The organism is Streptomyces sp. NPDC057474 (assembly GCF_042802555.1).
Classification (GTDB): domain Bacteria; phylum Actinomycetota; class Actinomycetes; order Streptomycetales; family Streptomycetaceae; genus Streptomyces.
Genome location: NZ_JBHVDX010000030.1, coordinates 50,778 through 64,673 on the forward strand (window position 1 = coordinate 50,778; position 13,896 = coordinate 64,673).

Annotated in this window: 13 protein-coding genes; 8 read left to right on the top strand and 5 right to left on the bottom strand. The window is 70.6% G+C overall.

Features of this window, described 5'->3' with window-relative positions:
• Window positions 1–21: 21 nt before the first annotated feature.
• From ACFU53_RS11790 to ACFU53_RS11805, 4 genes are all read right to left on the bottom strand, one after another.
• Window positions 22–999: an acyl-ACP desaturase gene (locus ACFU53_RS11790; protein WP_383989426.1), complete on the bottom strand. Its 978-nt coding sequence runs from the start codon at window positions 997–999 to the stop codon at window positions 22–24.
• Between the two features lie 225 nt (window positions 1,000–1,224).
• On the bottom strand, window positions 1,225–2,001 hold the full coding sequence (ddaH, locus tag ACFU53_RS11795) for a dimethylargininase (protein WP_383989429.1): 777 nt from the start codon (window positions 1,999–2,001) through the stop codon (window positions 1,225–1,227).
• A gap of 171 nt (window positions 2,002–2,172) precedes the next feature.
• A complete protein-coding gene (locus ACFU53_RS11800; protein ID WP_383989431.1) occupies window positions 2,173–3,804 on the bottom strand; it encodes an ABC-F family ATP-binding cassette domain-containing protein in 1,632 nt (543 codons plus the stop codon).
• Window positions 3,805–4,151: 347 nt separating this feature from the next.
• Window positions 4,152–4,568, bottom strand: a complete 417-nt coding sequence (locus ACFU53_RS11805; protein WP_383989434.1) for an SsgA family sporulation/cell division regulator — start codon at window positions 4,566–4,568, stop codon at window positions 4,152–4,154.
• A 295-nt stretch (window positions 4,569–4,863) separates the two neighbouring features.
• Between ACFU53_RS11805 and ACFU53_RS11810 the strand changes: the two genes are divergently transcribed.
• The 4 genes from ACFU53_RS11810 to mmpA all read left to right on the top strand — a co-directional run bounded on the left by ACFU53_RS11810 (window position 4,864) and on the right by mmpA (window position 7,319).
• Window positions 4,864–5,910, top strand: coding sequence for a WD40/YVTN/BNR-like repeat-containing protein (locus ACFU53_RS11810; RefSeq protein ID WP_383989437.1), 1,047 nt, complete (start codon window positions 4,864–4,866; stop codon window positions 5,908–5,910).
• A 70-nt stretch (window positions 5,911–5,980) separates the two neighbouring features.
• Entirely contained in the window at window positions 5,981–6,307 is a 327-nt protein-coding gene (locus ACFU53_RS11815; RefSeq protein WP_383989440.1) for a plasmid stabilization protein, read from the top strand.
• A gap of 46 nt (window positions 6,308–6,353) precedes the next feature.
• Entirely contained in the window at window positions 6,354–7,043 is a 690-nt protein-coding gene (locus tag ACFU53_RS11820; RefSeq protein ID WP_383989443.1) for an endonuclease V, read from the top strand.
• A 129-nt stretch (window positions 7,044–7,172) separates the two neighbouring features.
• On the top strand, window positions 7,173–7,319 hold the full coding sequence (gene mmpA / locus ACFU53_RS11825; protein ID WP_383989446.1) for a morphogenic membrane protein MmpA: 147 nt from the start codon (window positions 7,173–7,175) through the stop codon (window positions 7,317–7,319).
• A gap of 13 nt (window positions 7,320–7,332) precedes the next feature.
• Here the strand turns inward: mmpA and ACFU53_RS11830 are convergent, their stop codons facing one another.
• On the bottom strand, window positions 7,333–8,514 hold the full coding sequence (locus ACFU53_RS11830; RefSeq protein WP_383989449.1) for a saccharopine dehydrogenase family protein: 1,182 nt from the start codon (window positions 8,512–8,514) through the stop codon (window positions 7,333–7,335).
• A gap of 92 nt (window positions 8,515–8,606) precedes the next feature.
• Here ACFU53_RS11830 and ACFU53_RS11835 point away from each other — a divergent pair, with 92 nt between their 5' ends.
• From ACFU53_RS11835 to ACFU53_RS11850, 4 genes are all read left to right on the top strand, one after another.
• On the top strand, window positions 8,607–8,987 hold the full coding sequence (locus ACFU53_RS11835; protein WP_383989451.1) for an MmcQ/YjbR family DNA-binding protein: 381 nt from the start codon (window positions 8,607–8,609) through the stop codon (window positions 8,985–8,987).
• 155 nt (window positions 8,988–9,142) lie between these two features.
• Window positions 9,143–10,324 (top strand): CaiB/BaiF CoA transferase family protein, encoded by a 1,182-nt coding sequence (locus ACFU53_RS11840; RefSeq protein ID WP_383989454.1) that lies wholly within the window; start codon window positions 9,143–9,145, stop codon window positions 10,322–10,324.
• Window positions 10,325–10,371: 47 nt separating this feature from the next.
• Window positions 10,372–11,586, top strand: coding sequence for an acetyl-CoA C-acetyltransferase (locus ACFU53_RS11845; protein ID WP_383989457.1), 1,215 nt, complete (start codon window positions 10,372–10,374; stop codon window positions 11,584–11,586).
• Between the two features lie 46 nt (window positions 11,587–11,632).
• The gene (locus ACFU53_RS11850) at window positions 11,633–13,807 is read left to right on the top strand and encodes a 3-hydroxyacyl-CoA dehydrogenase NAD-binding domain-containing protein (protein ID WP_383989460.1); all 2,175 of its coding nucleotides are present in this window, start codon (window positions 11,633–11,635) and stop codon (window positions 13,805–13,807) included.
• The last annotated feature ends 89 nt before the right edge of the window (window positions 13,808–13,896 follow it).

Here is a 13,896-nt window from a genome sequence, read left to right on the forward strand (position 1 = left end):
CACGGCACTCGAGGTGAGCGGTTACGCCCCGGCCCGCGCGGCCATCCGCGCCTTGCGTGCCGCCAGCTTCTCGTCGAACTTGCGGGCCTCCGCGTCGAGTCCGCCCATGTAGAGGCCGAGCTCTTCCTGGGCTTTCGTGCCTTCGGGGCCGAGGCCGTCGATCTCCATGATCTTCAGGAAGCGGATGACGGGCGCGAGGACGTCGTCGTGGTGGATGCGCATGTTGTAGACCTCGCCGATGGCCATCTGCGCGGCGGCGCGCTCGAAGCCGGGCATGCCGTGGCCGGGCATGCGGAAGTTGACGACGACATCGCGGACGGCCTGCATGGTGAGGTCGGGGGCGAACTCGAACGCGGCCTTCAGCAGGTTCCGGTAGAAGATCATGTGGAGGTTCTCGTCGGCCGCGATGCGCGCCAGCATGCGGTCGCACACGGGATCACCGGAGTGGTGGCCGGTGTTGCGGTGCGAGACGCGGGTGGCGAGCTCCTGGAAGGCGACGTACGCGACCGTGTGGAGCATCGAGTGCCGGTTGTCCGACTCGAAGCCCTCACCCATGTGGGACATACGGAACTCTTCGAGCTTGTCCGGGTCCACCGCGCGCGAGGCGAGCAGGTAGTCGCGCATCACGATGCCGTGCCGGCCCTCCTCCGCGGTCCAGCGGTGCACCCAGGTGCCCCAGGCGCCGTCACGGCCGAAGAGGGTGGCGATCTCGTGGTGGTAGCTGGGCAGGTTGTCCTCGGTCAGCAGGTTCACTACGAGGGCGATCCGGCCGACCTCGGTGACCTTCGACTGCCCCTTTTCCCAGGCCTCGCCGTCCTCGAAGAAGCCGGGGAAGTTGCGGCCGTCGCTCCACGGCACGTACTCGTGCGGCATCCAGTTCTTGGTGACCTTCAGATGCCGGTTGAGTTCCTTCTCGACGACTTCCTCCAGCGCGTACAGCAGCCGCGCGTCGGTCCATTCGGTGGACGGGCTGCCGAGGTGAGGAGAAGTGATCGACACAGACGCTCCAGGGGGACAAACGGGGGAGTTGTAATTTTGTGGGCGGCCACGGGCGGGTGACCTGAACCTACGGCATCGTAGGCTACGAACCCGTAGGTTACGATGCCGTAGGTTAAGTGTGCTGTAAAGACCGCTGATCAGCGGGGTCCACAAGCCGTCGGTGGGCATGCCGAAGGCCCCGTGGACCCGCAGGTCCCGGGGCCGCAAGGGCGAGGGGATCTCCGCTCAGGCGTACAGCTCCCGCAGCCGCACCGAGAGGCATGTCACACAGCCCTCCAGCTTCTCGAACTCGCTGATGTCGACCACGACGGGCTCGTACCCGAGGTCGGAGTACAGCTCCGCCGTCTTCGGCGCGCTAGCCGCCATCAGCAGCTTGTCGCCGCCCAGGAGCACCACATGCGCCCCGGCCTCCTCGGGCACCGGCAGGAAGCGCCCGAACAGTGACGGCGTGTCCATCTTCGGGATGTGCCCGACGACCGTGCCGTCGGGCAGCGCGGTGACCGCCGACTTCAGATGCAGCACCTTGCTCACGGGCGCGGAGACGACCCGCGCCCCGAGCGGCTCGAACGCGGCGCGCAGCTGCTGCACCCCGGTCGCGTTGGTGCGCCCGCCCCGGCCCACGAACACGGTGTCGCCGACCTTGAGGACGTCGCCGCCCTCCAGCGTGCCCGGCGCCCACACCCAGTTCACCGAGCAGCCGAGCGCGGCCACGGCCTCCTCGATCCCATCGGTCTCGGCCCGCCGGGACTCGGCTCCGGGACGCGCGATCAACGCCACGTTCTTGTACATGACCACGGTGTCCTCGACGAACACCGAGTCCGGGCAGTCGTCGGCCGGATCCACCTCGATGGTCTCCCAGCCGTGGTCGCGCAGGGCCTCCCCGTACGCCTCCCACTGCTCGACCGCGAGGTCGACGTCCACCTGTGTGCGTTCGACGTGCGTGACGAGGCCTTCGGCCAGGCGGGGGCTGGGACGGCGGACCAGGGCCTTCTTGCTGGGCACGTGTGGGACTCCGAATCGAACGACGGTTTTCCGGCGCCCGTGAAGCGACGCCGGTCCGCCATCATGCAGCCCCGGTCCTCGTGGGCAAAACCCGCGGAGGCAGGCTGTGGCCCTCCTGAGATACTCGGCGGTAGGCAAACCGTCGACGGACGCCCCCGCCGGCCGGCCGGGTCAGCCGGTCACTCCGACCTCCTCCGGTGTGGTCGCCCGCAGCTCTCCCTCCTCCATCAGCAGCCATCGGGTGATCCCGATCGACTCCAGGAACGGCAGGTCGTGGCCGGCCACGATCAGCGCGCCCTCGTACGACTCCAGGGCGGTCGTCAGCTGCCGCACGCTCGCCATGTCGAGGTTGTTCGTCGGCTCGTCCAGCATCAGCAGCTGAGGGGCGGGCTCGGCGAGCATCAGGGCGGCGAGGGCGGCCCGGAAGCGTTCCCCGCCGGACAGCGTCGCCGCCGGCTGGTCGGCGCGGGCGCCCCGGAACAGGAAGCGGGCGAGACGGGCCCGGATCCGGTTGTTGGTGGCGTCCGGCGCGAACCGGGCCACGTTCTCGGCGACCGTCAGCTCGTCGTCGAGGACGTCGAGCCGTTGTGGCAGGAACCGCATCGGCACATGTGCCTTCGTCTCGCCCCGCACCGGCTCCAGCTCGCCCGCGATCGTCCGCAGCAGCGTGGTCTTGCCCGAGCCGTTGCGGCCGATCAGCGCGATCCGCTCCGGGCCGCGCAGGTCGAGTCCGCCGCCCACCCGGCCGCCGTACTTCAGCTCCAGATCCAGCAGGGTGAGGACGGTACGGCCCGGCGGCACGGCCGTGTACGGCAGCTCGACGCGGATCTCGTCCTCGTCCCGTACGGCCTCCACCGCGTCGTCGAGCCGTTCCTTCGCCTCGGTGAGCTTCTCCTCGTGCATGATCCGGTGCTTGCCGGCGGACACCTGGGCCGTGCGTTTCTTCAGCTTCATCACGGCCCGGGGTTCACGCTTGTTCTCGTACATCTTGTTGGCGTAGCGCGTGCGCTTGGCCAACTTGGTGTGCGCGTCGACGAGTTCGCGCTTCTGCTTCTTCAGGTCGGCCTCGGCGACGCGCACCATGCGCTCCGCCGCCTCCTGTTCGGTGGTCAACGTGTCTTCGTACACGGAGTAGTTGCCGCCGTACCAGGTGACCTCGCCGGAGTGCAGATCCGCGATCTGGTCGACCAGTTCGAGGAGTTCACGGTCGTGGCTGACCACGATCATGACCCCGGACCACGACTCGACGGCGTCGTACAGCCGTCGCCGCGCGTACAGGTCGAGGTTGTTGGTCGGCTCGTCCAGGAGGAGGACGTCGGGGCGGCGCAGCAGCAGCGCGGCCAGGCGCAGCAGCACCGACTCGCCGCCCGAGACCTCGCCGATCGTGCGGTCCAAGTGGACATGCCCCAGGCCGAGTTGGCCGAGGGTCGCCAGGGCGCGCTCCTCCACGTCCCAGTCGTCGCCGATCGCCGTGAAGTGCTCCTCGGCCACGTCGCCCGCCTCGATGGCGTGCAGCGCGGCGCGGGCGGCGGCGATGCCGAGCGCCTCGTCGACCTTCAGGCCGGTGTCGAGCGTGACGTTCTGCGGGAGATAGCCGACCTCACCCGCCACGCGGACGGTGCCGCCGACCGGGGCGAGTTCACCGGCGATCAGCTTCAACAGGGTCGATTTTCCAGACCCGTTGACGCCGACGAGCCCGGTCCGGCCGGGGCCGAACGCGATCTGTAGGTCGTCGAAGACGGGGGTGCCGTCGGGCCAGGCGAAGGACAGGGACGTGCAGGTGAGAGAAAGGGGAGTAGACATGAGGGACCTCGCGGGTGAGGGAAGCGGCCAGGGGCGACGCGTTCGAAACACCGCGAGGGGCGACACTACGAGGGCAAGAGAAAAGCCCGCTGCCGGAGGACGGCTCGTACGCCGAGGTCGCACGCAGGGCACACAGGAACGCCGGGAAACGGCAAGGTGTGTGACGCGGTGTCTCAGGACCTCAGACGAGCAACGTCCTTCTCCAATCGACGGCAACAGGACCGTGGAACAACGTACGGAGGGGGTCGGAAGGCTGTCAACGCATTAACGCGGCACATCCGGACCGGCCGGACCGACGCCCGGATCGGCCGCCCCCGGACGGAGCGGGGCGGCGTCCAAGGACGACCTCAGCAAGCGTCCCGCATCAGCTGAGCCAGGTCGTGATCCAGGTCGACCTGGTGGTGTTCCAGGCCGAGCGGCACCAGTTCGATCGTGCGGTCCAGGAAGCGCCGTACCTCGCCGGCGTGGACGTGCACCACGGCGGTGCCCTCGGGGGCGTGGAACTCCAGGACCAGTCGCTCGTAGCCGTACGGGCGGACCCGGACGTCTCCGTAGCCGACCGATTCCTCCATGCCGGTCACGAGGAGTTCGCGGGCGAAGGTCCAGCAGACCTCGACACCTTCCAGCGTGGCCGGGGCGGGGAAGGTCATACGGACGGCGAAGGGGTCGCGACGGTCGTAGTGGAGCGTTGCGGGAATGCTCGGCATCCGCGGCGCGGCGGCGACGAGACGGGCCTCTACGGGCTGCTCGATGACGGTGGACAACGCCTTGCTCCCTTGTGACGGGTGGACGGACTCCGGATGACTGAGGCCGGGCATTTCAGAAGACGCCGGATCGGGCCGATCCGTGCACATGAGGGTCGAGTGACCTCTGTCACCGAGCCCAATCACTGAGGTGATCCATTTCTCATCCCGTGTTCCGGGATATGGGAGAGGACACCGGACGCCGCCCGGTGGTTCCCGGACGAGGGCATCTGGACGGCACCGGATCGGTGCACTAGCTTCGCCCGCCATGAGGGGCTTGGGGCAGTCGAGACGGATGAGTCGGACGAGTCGGACGATGACGACGGGCCTGGCCGCGGCGGTGCTCGCCGCCGCCCTGGCGGTGCCCGCACAGGCACAGGGGGAAGGCCGTCCACCGCACTGGGAACTGAAGGAAACCGGCACTGACGTGCGCTTTCGCGGCCTCGCCGCCGTCAGCCGGAGCAGCGCGTGGCTGGCGGGTTCCGCAGGGACCGTGCTGCGCACCGGCGATGGAGGCAGGACCTGGCGCAACGTCTCACCGCCCGGCGCACAGGATCTGCAGTTCCGGGACATCGAGGCATTCGACGCACGCAGGGCGGTCGTGCTCGCCATCGGCGAGGGCGAGGCCTCCCGCGTGTACCGCACGGACGACGGCGGTGCGACGTGGACCGAGTCGTTCCGAAACACCGATCCGCGCGCATTCTACGACTGCCTCACCTTTTTCGACCCCCGCCACGGACTCGCCATGAGCGACCCGGTGGACGGCAGGTTCCGCATCCTGTCCACGAAGGACGGCGGGCGCTCCTGGCAGGTCCTGCCGAACGAGGGCATGCCGCCGGCCCTGGAGGGTGAGGCGGGCTTCGCGGCGAGCGGGCAGTGCCTGGTCAACTCCGGTCCGCGCGACGTGTGGCTGGCGACCGGCGGGGCCGCACGCGCGCGTGTGCTGCACTCCGCCGACCGAGGGCTGACCTGGACGGCCGCCGACACGACCGTCCCGGCCGGCGACCCGGCCCGCGGCGTCTTCGCGCTCGCCTTCCGCGACCGGGCGCACGGCATCGCCGTCGGCGGCGACTACCGCGCCGACCAGCCGTCCCCGCAGGCGGCGGCCACCACCGGCGACACCGGCCGCACCTGGACGCCCGCCGCGCAGCCGCCGCCCGCCTACCGCTCCGGCGTCGCCTGGCTCCCGTACAGCCGTACGACCGCCCTCGCCGTCGGCCCCACCGGCACCGACCTCACCACCGACGGCGGCCGCACCTGGCGCACGGTCGACACCGGCTCGTACGACACCGTCGACTGCACACCGGACCAGGGCTGCTGGGCGGCGGGGGAGAAGGGACGGGTGGCCCGGCTGGAGAACTGACCGGCACGGGGTTGTTCCAGTCGAAATGGGTACTTGTGGCGTGTTCGAATCACGAAGGGAGTGATCGGCCATGCCGCGCGGTTCGAGCCCCAAGAGGGAACGCCAGTACGAGCACATCAAGGAGAGCGCCGAGGACCGCGGCGAGAGCGAGTCGCGCGCCAAGGAGATCGCCGCCCGGACGGTCAACAAGGAACGCGCCCGGTCCGGCGAGTCGAAGACCGCGAGCCGCACCTCCACCCAGGACATGTCGTCGAGCAAGCGCGGCGGGCAGCGCTCGCACAAGGGGTCCGAGGGGCCCACGTACGACCAGCTCTACGAAGAGGCCAAGAAGCGGGGCGTCCAAGGCCGTTCCGACATGAACAAGAGCCAGCTCAAGCGCGCCCTCGGCAACAAGTAGCCCTCGGCCGCGCCCCCGCGCCGGGGTGCGTACGCTCGTCAGCACCATGACGACCGTACGCATCCCCGCGGGCTGGCCCGCCACCGAAGAGCAAGCCCTCGCCGTGCAGGACGAGTTGCGGGGCAAGGTGGTCCTCGACGAGGCCGGGCCGCCGCCCGGCACCGGGCACGTCACCGGCGTCGACGTGGCGTACGACGACGAGCGGGACGTCGTCGCGGCGGCGGCCGTGGTGCTCGACGCGGCGACGCTCGGCGTGGTCGCGGAGGCCACGGCGATCGGGCAGGTCTCCTTCCCGTACGTCCCCGGACTGCTCGCGTTCCGTGAGGTCCCGACCGTGCTGGCCGCGCTCGACGCGCTGCCGTGCGACCCCGGCCTCGTCGTCTGCGACGGCTACGGTCTCGCACATCCGCGCCGCTTCGGCCTCGCCGCCCACCTCGGCGTCGTCACCGGACTGCCCACGATCGGCGTCGCCAAGAACCCCTTCACCTTCACGTACGACGACCCCGGCACCCCGCGCGGCAGCACCTCCCCGCTCCTCGCGGGCACCGAGGAGGTGGGCCGCGCCCTGCGCACCCGCGACGGCGTCAAACCGGTCTTCGTCTCCGTCGGCCACCGCGTGAGCCTCTCCGGCGCCTGCGCCCACACCCTCGCCCTCACCCCGGCCTACCGCCTCCCGGAAACCACCCGCCGCGCCGACTCCCTCTGCCGCCGCGCCCTCCGGGCCGCGACCGACTGAACCTCCGGCACCGGCCGTGAGGGGCCCGCTGGGGCACTCCTCGTGTGTACGTGCGGACCGGGTACCTGAGTACGAACTGAGTACGAGTACGGATATCGGTTCGTCGTCATGATCGGCAGGCTGTGCCGTATGACGACGCACCGAGCCCCGAAGCCCGCCGCCAGCTCCACCCAGCCCGTCGAGCGTGCCGTGACGACCGGACTGCTCCTCGCCGTGATCGTCGGACTGGCCTGGATCGCCGGCATGGTCTACACGGTGACGGGGTGGGCCCAGTAGGACGGTGCGCGCGTCACCGGGACGCGGCCACCCGGAACGTGATCCCCGCCGCGCGCAGCCGCTCGATCAGCGCGTCGCCCATCGCGACCGCCGTCGTGACCTGCCCCGCCGTGGCCGGAAGGTCGTCGAAGGCCAGGCACAGCGCGGACTCGGCGAACATCTTCGCCGTCTCGCCGTAGCCGGGGTCGCCGCCCGCGACCTCCGTGAAGACCCGGCGCCCGCCGCCCTCGCCCACGAACCGCACTGAGAACCAGCTCTTGGCCCGCTTCTCCGCGCTCGGCCCTTCACCCGGCTTGAGCCGGTCGCCCAACCAGCGCCGCACGGGCGGCACTTGGGCCGCGGCGACGACCGCGCCGACGAACGCGACCCCGCCCACCGCGAACGGCAGGGTCTTCACGGCCGCGTAGTGGCGGTAGCGGAAGTCCGGACCGTAGCGCCGCAGGGCGCGCGCCGAGCGCTGCACCACCTGCGCGTCGATGGTCGGCAGCGGAAGCGCCCACGCCCCGACCTCCTTGGCGAACCGGGGGGCGCTCACCGGCGCGTACGCCCGCCGCCCCACGATGCGCGGCTCGTGCCGCTTGCGGTCCTGCGCGGCGGCCATCGTCTGCCGGCCGCGGGAGAATCCGGTCAGCGCGGAGTTGAACGTACCGCCCGAGAACATGCCCTCGGCGCGCACGAAGCCGTCCACGGTGATCGGCACGTCCTCGGGGAGTTGCCGCACGGTGAAGTACGCGCCCAGGTCGTGCGGTACCGAGTCGAAGCCCGCCGCGTGCACGATCCGGGCACCGGTCTCGCGCGCGCGTGCGTCGTGTCTGACAAACGTCAGGTCGACGAACTCGGGCTCACCGGTGAGATCCAGATAGTCGGTGCCTTCGTCGGCGCACGCGGCCACCAACTCCTCGCCGTGGGTGATGTACGGGCCGACGGTCGTGGCCACCACCCGTGCCTGCCGGGCGAGTTCGCGCACGGCCTGCGGATCGGACCCGTCCGCCCGGAGCACACCGATCTCCGCGCCGCCGGGCAGCCGCTCGCGCAGGGCCGCGAGCTTCTCCGCGTTGCGCCCGGCGATGGCCCAGCGCAGCCCCTCGGGCGCGTGCTCGGCGAGATACTCCGCGGTGAGCTCCCCGACGAACCCCGTGGCCCCGTAGAGCACGATGTCGTACGCCCGCTCCGCCTTGCCCTGCCCGCTGCTCATGAAACCCCTCAGCACTCGCCCACGCGCCGTTGTCGGTGGCTGAGGCTAGCGTGAGGGACGAGCAGCCGAGCGCGCGGGATCCGGAGGTGGCCGTGACCGTACCCAGGAACGCCCTGAAAAAGTGGGAGAAGGTGCGCGAGTTCGCCCTCGGGATGCCCGGCGCGGTCGAGGAGTTCCCGTGGGGCGAGAGCGTCGCGAAGGTCAACAGGAAGGTGTTCGTGTTCCTCGGCATGGATGACGGCAGTTATCCGCTGGGCGTCACCGTCAAGCTCAGGGACGAGGAGACCCATGCCCACGCCCTGGCCTGCCCCGGTGCCGAGCCCGCGGGGTACGGCCTGGGCAAGGCCGGGTGGGTGCGCGTCCCGCTGCAGGAGAAGGGCGCCCCGGGCGCGGAGCTGCTGTGCGACTGGGTCGAGGAGAGCTACCGCGTGATCGCCCCGAAGAAGCTGATAGCGGAGCTGGAGGCCCGCTGAGATCGGCGCCGGGGGCCTGGTGAGGGCGGGCTGACACGTGCCGCGACTCCGGGCACAATGACTAAGCGTTTGCTCATTCGGGGCTTGTGCGGAGTGGAACACGTTCTTAGCATCACTGGTGTTACATCGTTTGTGTCACAGAGCTTGGGGGCTCCATGGCAGTGGCGAAGACGCCCGGGCACGGCCCGCTCACCGGTGTGCGCGTGGTCGAACTGGCGGGCATCGGGCCCGGACCGTTCGCCGCCATGCTTCTCGGTGACCTCGGCGCCGACGTCGTCCGCGTCGACCGGCCGGGTGGCGCGGGACTCGCCGTGAACCCCCGGTACGACGTCACCAACCGCAACAAGCGGTCGGTGATCGTCGACCTGAAGTCCGAGGACGGCCCGGACACCGTCCTCGACCTCGCCGAACGCGCCGACATCCTGATCGAGGGCTACCGGCCGGGCGTCGCCGAACGTCTCGGCGTCGGCCCCGAGACCTGCCACGCCCGCAACCCGCGGCTCGTCTACGGCCGGATGACCGGCTGGGGCCAGCGTGGTCCCCTCGCCCAGCGCGCCGGCCACGACATCGCGTACATCGCCCTGACCGGCACCCTCGGCATGATCGGCAGCCCGGACGCCCCGCCGGCCGTCCCCGCCAACCTCCTCGGCGACTACGCGGGCGGCTCCCTCTACCTCGTCGTCGGTGTCCTCGCCGCCCTCCACCACGCCCGTGCGACCGGCGCCGGCCAGGTCGTGGACGCGGCGATCGTCGACGGCACCTCGCACCTCTCCGCGATGATCCACGGCATGCTCGCCGCCGGCGGCTGGCAGGACCGCCGCGCCGCCAACCTCCTCGACGGCGGCTGCCCCTTCTACGGCACGTACGAGACGGCCGACGGCCGGTACGTCGCCGTCGGGGCACTGGAGCAGCAGTTCTACGACGAGTTCGTCGACCTCCTCGGCATCGGGGACCGGGCACCGGCCCGCAAGGACACGGCCGCCTGGGGCGAGCTGCGCGAGACGGTCGCGGCTCGCTTCAGGACCCGTACGAGGGACGAGTGGACGGCCGTCTTCGAGGGTTCCGACGCCTGTGTGGCCCCCGTCCTGTCGCTGCACGAGGCCCCGCACCACGCGCATCTCGCGGCCCGGGGCACCTTCACCGACTTCGGCGGCATCACCCAGCCCGCCCCCGCACCCCGCTTCTCCGCCACCCACACCTCGGTCCGCACCGGACCCGCCCAGCCGGGCGCCGACACGGCGGACGTGGCCCACGACTGGGGCATAGCAGGCCTCCTGAAGGACGCTGCCTCGAAGGTCGCGGCCTCGAAGGACACCGCGTCGAAGAACACCGACTGACTCCGGCCCCCGGGCCGCACCCTCCCGCCACTCGAAAGGCCAGACTCGTGAGCACCGAAGCGTATGTGTACGACGCGATCCGCACCCCACGCGGCCGCGGCAAGGCGAACGGCTCCCTGCACGGCACCAAGCCCATCGACCTCGTCGTCGGGCTGATCCACGAGGTCCGACGTCGTTTCCCCGGCCTCGATCCGGCCGCCGTCGACGACATCGTGCTCGGCGTCGTGGGCCCGGTGGGCGACCAGGGCTCCGACATCGCCCGGACCGCCGCGATCGCCGCCGGGCTGCCGGACACGGTGGCCGGCGTACAGGAGAACCGCTTCTGTGCCTCGGGTCTGGAGGCCGTCAACCTGGCCGCCGCGAAGGTCCGTTCGGGCTGGGAGGACCTGGTGCTCGCGGGCGGCGTCGAGTCGATGTCCCGGGTGCCGATGGCCTCGGACGGCGGAGCGTGGTTCAACGACCCCATGACCAACCTGGCCGTCAACTTCGTGCCGCAGGGCATCGGCGCCGACCTCATCGCCACCGTCGAGGGATTCTCCCGGCGTGACGTGGACGAGTACGCGGCGCTGTCCCAGGAACGGGCGGCGGCCGCCTGGAAGGACGGCCGGTTCGACAGGTCCGTCGTCCCCGTCACGGACCGCGCGGGCCTCGTGGTCCTCGACCACGACGAGTACCTGCGGCCCGGCACGACCGCCGACTCGCTGGCCAAGCTGAAGCCGTCGTTCGCGGACATCGGCGAACTGGGCGGCTTCGACGCGGTGGCGCTGCAGGAGTACCACTGGGTCGAGGAGATCGACCACGTCCACCACGCGGGCAACTCCTCCGGCATCGTGGACGGCGCGTCGCTCGTCGCCATCGGCACCAAGGAGATCGGCGAGCGGTACGGCCTGCGCCCGCGCGCCCGGATCGTCTCCGCCGCCGTCTCCGGCTCCGAGCCCACCATCATGCTCACCGGCCCCGCGCCCGCGACCCGTAAGGCCCTCGCCAAGGCCGGGCTGACCATCGACGACATCGACCTCGTCGAGATCAACGAGGCGTTCGCCGCCGTGGTGCTCCGCTTCGTCAGGGACATGGGCCTCTCGCTCGACAAGGTCAATGTGAACGGCGGCTCGATCGCCCTCGGCCACCCACTCGGCGCGACCGGCGCGATGATCCTCGGCACCCTCATCGACGAACTGGAGCGGCAGCACAAGCGGTACGGGCTGGCCACGCTGTGCGTGGGCGGCGGCATGGGTATCGCGACGATCGTCGAACGCATCTGACGTTCCCGCAGCGGCCAAAGACTCTGACACTCACGGAGACCCTCACATGACCGAGAGCACCACCATCCGCTGGGAACAGGACCGCACGGGCCTCGTCACCCTCGTCATCGACGACCCGAACCAGTCCGCGAACACCATGAACCAGGCGTTCCGCGACTCCCTCGCGGCGATCACCGACCGGCTGGAGGCCGAGCAGGACACGATTCGCGGCGTCATCATCACCTCCGCCAAGAAGACGTTCTTCGCCGGCGGCGACCTCCGCGACCTCATCAAGGTCACCCCCGAGACGGCGCAGCAGCTGTTCGACGGCGGTCTGGAGATCAAGCGCAACCTGCGCCGTATCGAGACCCTGGGCAAGCCGGTCGTCGCGGCGATCAACGGCGCGGCCCTGGGCGGTGGTTACGAGCTGGCCCTCGCCTGTCACCACCGGATCGCCCTCGACGCCCCCGGCTCGAAGATCGGCTGTCCCGAGGTCACCCTCGGTCTGCTGCCCGGAGGCGGTGGCGTCGCCCGCACCGTACGGCTGCTGGGCATCGCCGACGCCCTGCTGAAGGTGCTGCTCCAGGGCACCCAGTACACCCCGCAGCGTGCCCTGCAGAACGGCCTGATCCACGAAGTGGCCGCCACGCAGGACGAGTTGATGGACAAGGCCCGCGCCTTCATCGACGCCAACCCCGAGTCGCAGCAGCCCTGGGACAAGCCCGGCTACCGCATCCCCGGCGGCACCCCCGCCCACCCGAAGTTCGCGGCGAACCTGCCGGCCTTCCCCGCCACCCTGCGCAAGCAGACGAACGGCGCGCCCTACCCGGCGCCGCGCAACATCCTCGCCGCCGCCGTCGAGGGCGCCCAGGTCGACTTCGAGACCGCCCAGGTCATCGAGGCCCGGTATTTCGTGGAGCTGGCCGCCGGGCAGACCTCGAAGAACATGATCCAGGCTTTCTTCTTCGATCTCCAGGCCGTCAACTCCGGGGCGAACCGTCCCAAGGGCATCGCGCCCCGTCAGGTCCGCAAGGTCGCCGTCCTCGGCGCCGGGATGATGGGCGCGGGCATCGCGTACTCGTGCGCCCGCGCGGGCATCGACGTCGTCCTGAAGGACGTGACGCCCGAAGCCGCCGCGAAGGGCAAGAACTACTCGGAGAAGCTCTGTGCCAAGGCGGTCGCCAAGGGCCGCACCACCCAGGAGAAGGCCGACGCGCTCCTCGCCCGTATCACCCCCACCGCCGACCCGGCGGACCTCGCGGGCTGCGACGCCGTCATCGAGGCCGTGTTCGAGAACACCGAGCTCAAGCACAAGGTCTTCCAGGAGATCGAGGGGGTCGTGGCACCGGACGCCCTCCTCTGCTCCAACACCTCGACCCTCCCCATCACCGAGCTGGCCGAGGGTGTCGTCCGCCGGTCCGACTTCATCGGTCTGCACTTCTTCTCACCCGTCGACAAGATGCCGCTCGTCGAGATCATCAAGGGTGAGCAGACGGGCGACGAGGCTCTGGCCCGTGCCTTCGACCTCGTCCGCCAGATCAAGAAGACCCCGATCGTCGTCAACGACTCACGCGGCTTCTTCACCTCCCGTGTCATCGGCCACTTCATCAACGAGGGTGTCGCGATGGTGGGGGAGGGCATCGAGCCCGCGTCCGTCGAACAGGCGGCGGCCCAGGCGGGCTACCCCGCCAAGGTCCTCTCCCTCATGGACGAGCTGACCCTCACCCTGCCCCGCAAGATCCGCACCGAGTCCCGACGGGCCGTGGAGGAGGCGGGCGGCACATGGACCGTCCACCCCGCGGAGGCCGTCATCGACCGCATGGTCGACGAGTTCGCCCGCCCGGGCCGCAGCAGTGGCGCCGGCTTCTACGACTACGCCCCCGACGGCCGCCGCGCCAAACTCTGGCCCGGCCTCCGCGAGCACTTCACCAAGCCCGGGTACCGGATCCCCTTCGAGGACATGCAGGAACGCATGCTCTTCTCGGAGGCCCTGGACACCGTGCGCCTGGTGGAGGAGGGTGTCCTGACCTCCGTCGCCGACGCCAACGTCGGCTCCCTCTTCGGCATCGGTTTCCCCGGCTGGACCGGCGGAGTCCTCCAGTACATCAACGGCTACGAGGGCGGCCTTCCGGGCTTCGTCGCCCGTGCGCGGGAGTTGGCCGACCGCTACGGCGACCGCTTCACCCCACCTGCTCTGCTGGTGGAGAAGGCGGAGACGGGGGAGCGGTTCGGGGACGCGTGATCCCTCCGGGCGCGGGGGGGGCGTTCCAGGGCCCCCCCCCCCCAACCCCGCCCCGTCGCGTATAAACAAAAGAAGCAGCCCACGCCCCA

Excerpts from the sequence above, each read along its gene's own strand:
- ACFU53_RS11850 (WP_383989460.1), top strand. The coding sequence starts at position 11,633 with ATGACCGAGAGCACCACCATCCGCTGGGAACAGGACCGCACGGGCCTC.
- ACFU53_RS11800 (WP_383989431.1), bottom strand. The coding sequence starts at position 3,804 with ATGTCTACTCCCCTTTCTCTCACCTGCACGTCCCTGTCCTTCGCCTGG.
- mmpA (WP_383989446.1), top strand. The coding sequence starts at position 7,173 with ATGACGACGCACCGAGCCCCGAAGCCCGCCGCCAGCTCCACCCAGCCC.
- ACFU53_RS11840 (WP_383989454.1), top strand. The coding sequence starts at position 9,143 with ATGGCAGTGGCGAAGACGCCCGGGCACGGCCCGCTCACCGGTGTGCGC.
- ACFU53_RS11810 (WP_383989437.1), top strand. The coding sequence starts at position 4,864 with ATGACGACGGGCCTGGCCGCGGCGGTGCTCGCCGCCGCCCTGGCGGTG.
- ACFU53_RS11815 (WP_383989440.1), top strand. The coding sequence starts at position 5,981 with ATGCCGCGCGGTTCGAGCCCCAAGAGGGAACGCCAGTACGAGCACATC.
- ACFU53_RS11830 (WP_383989449.1), bottom strand. The coding sequence starts at position 8,514 with ATGAGCAGCGGGCAGGGCAAGGCGGAGCGGGCGTACGACATCGTGCTC.
- ACFU53_RS11820 (WP_383989443.1), top strand. The coding sequence starts at position 6,354 with ATGACGACCGTACGCATCCCCGCGGGCTGGCCCGCCACCGAAGAGCAA.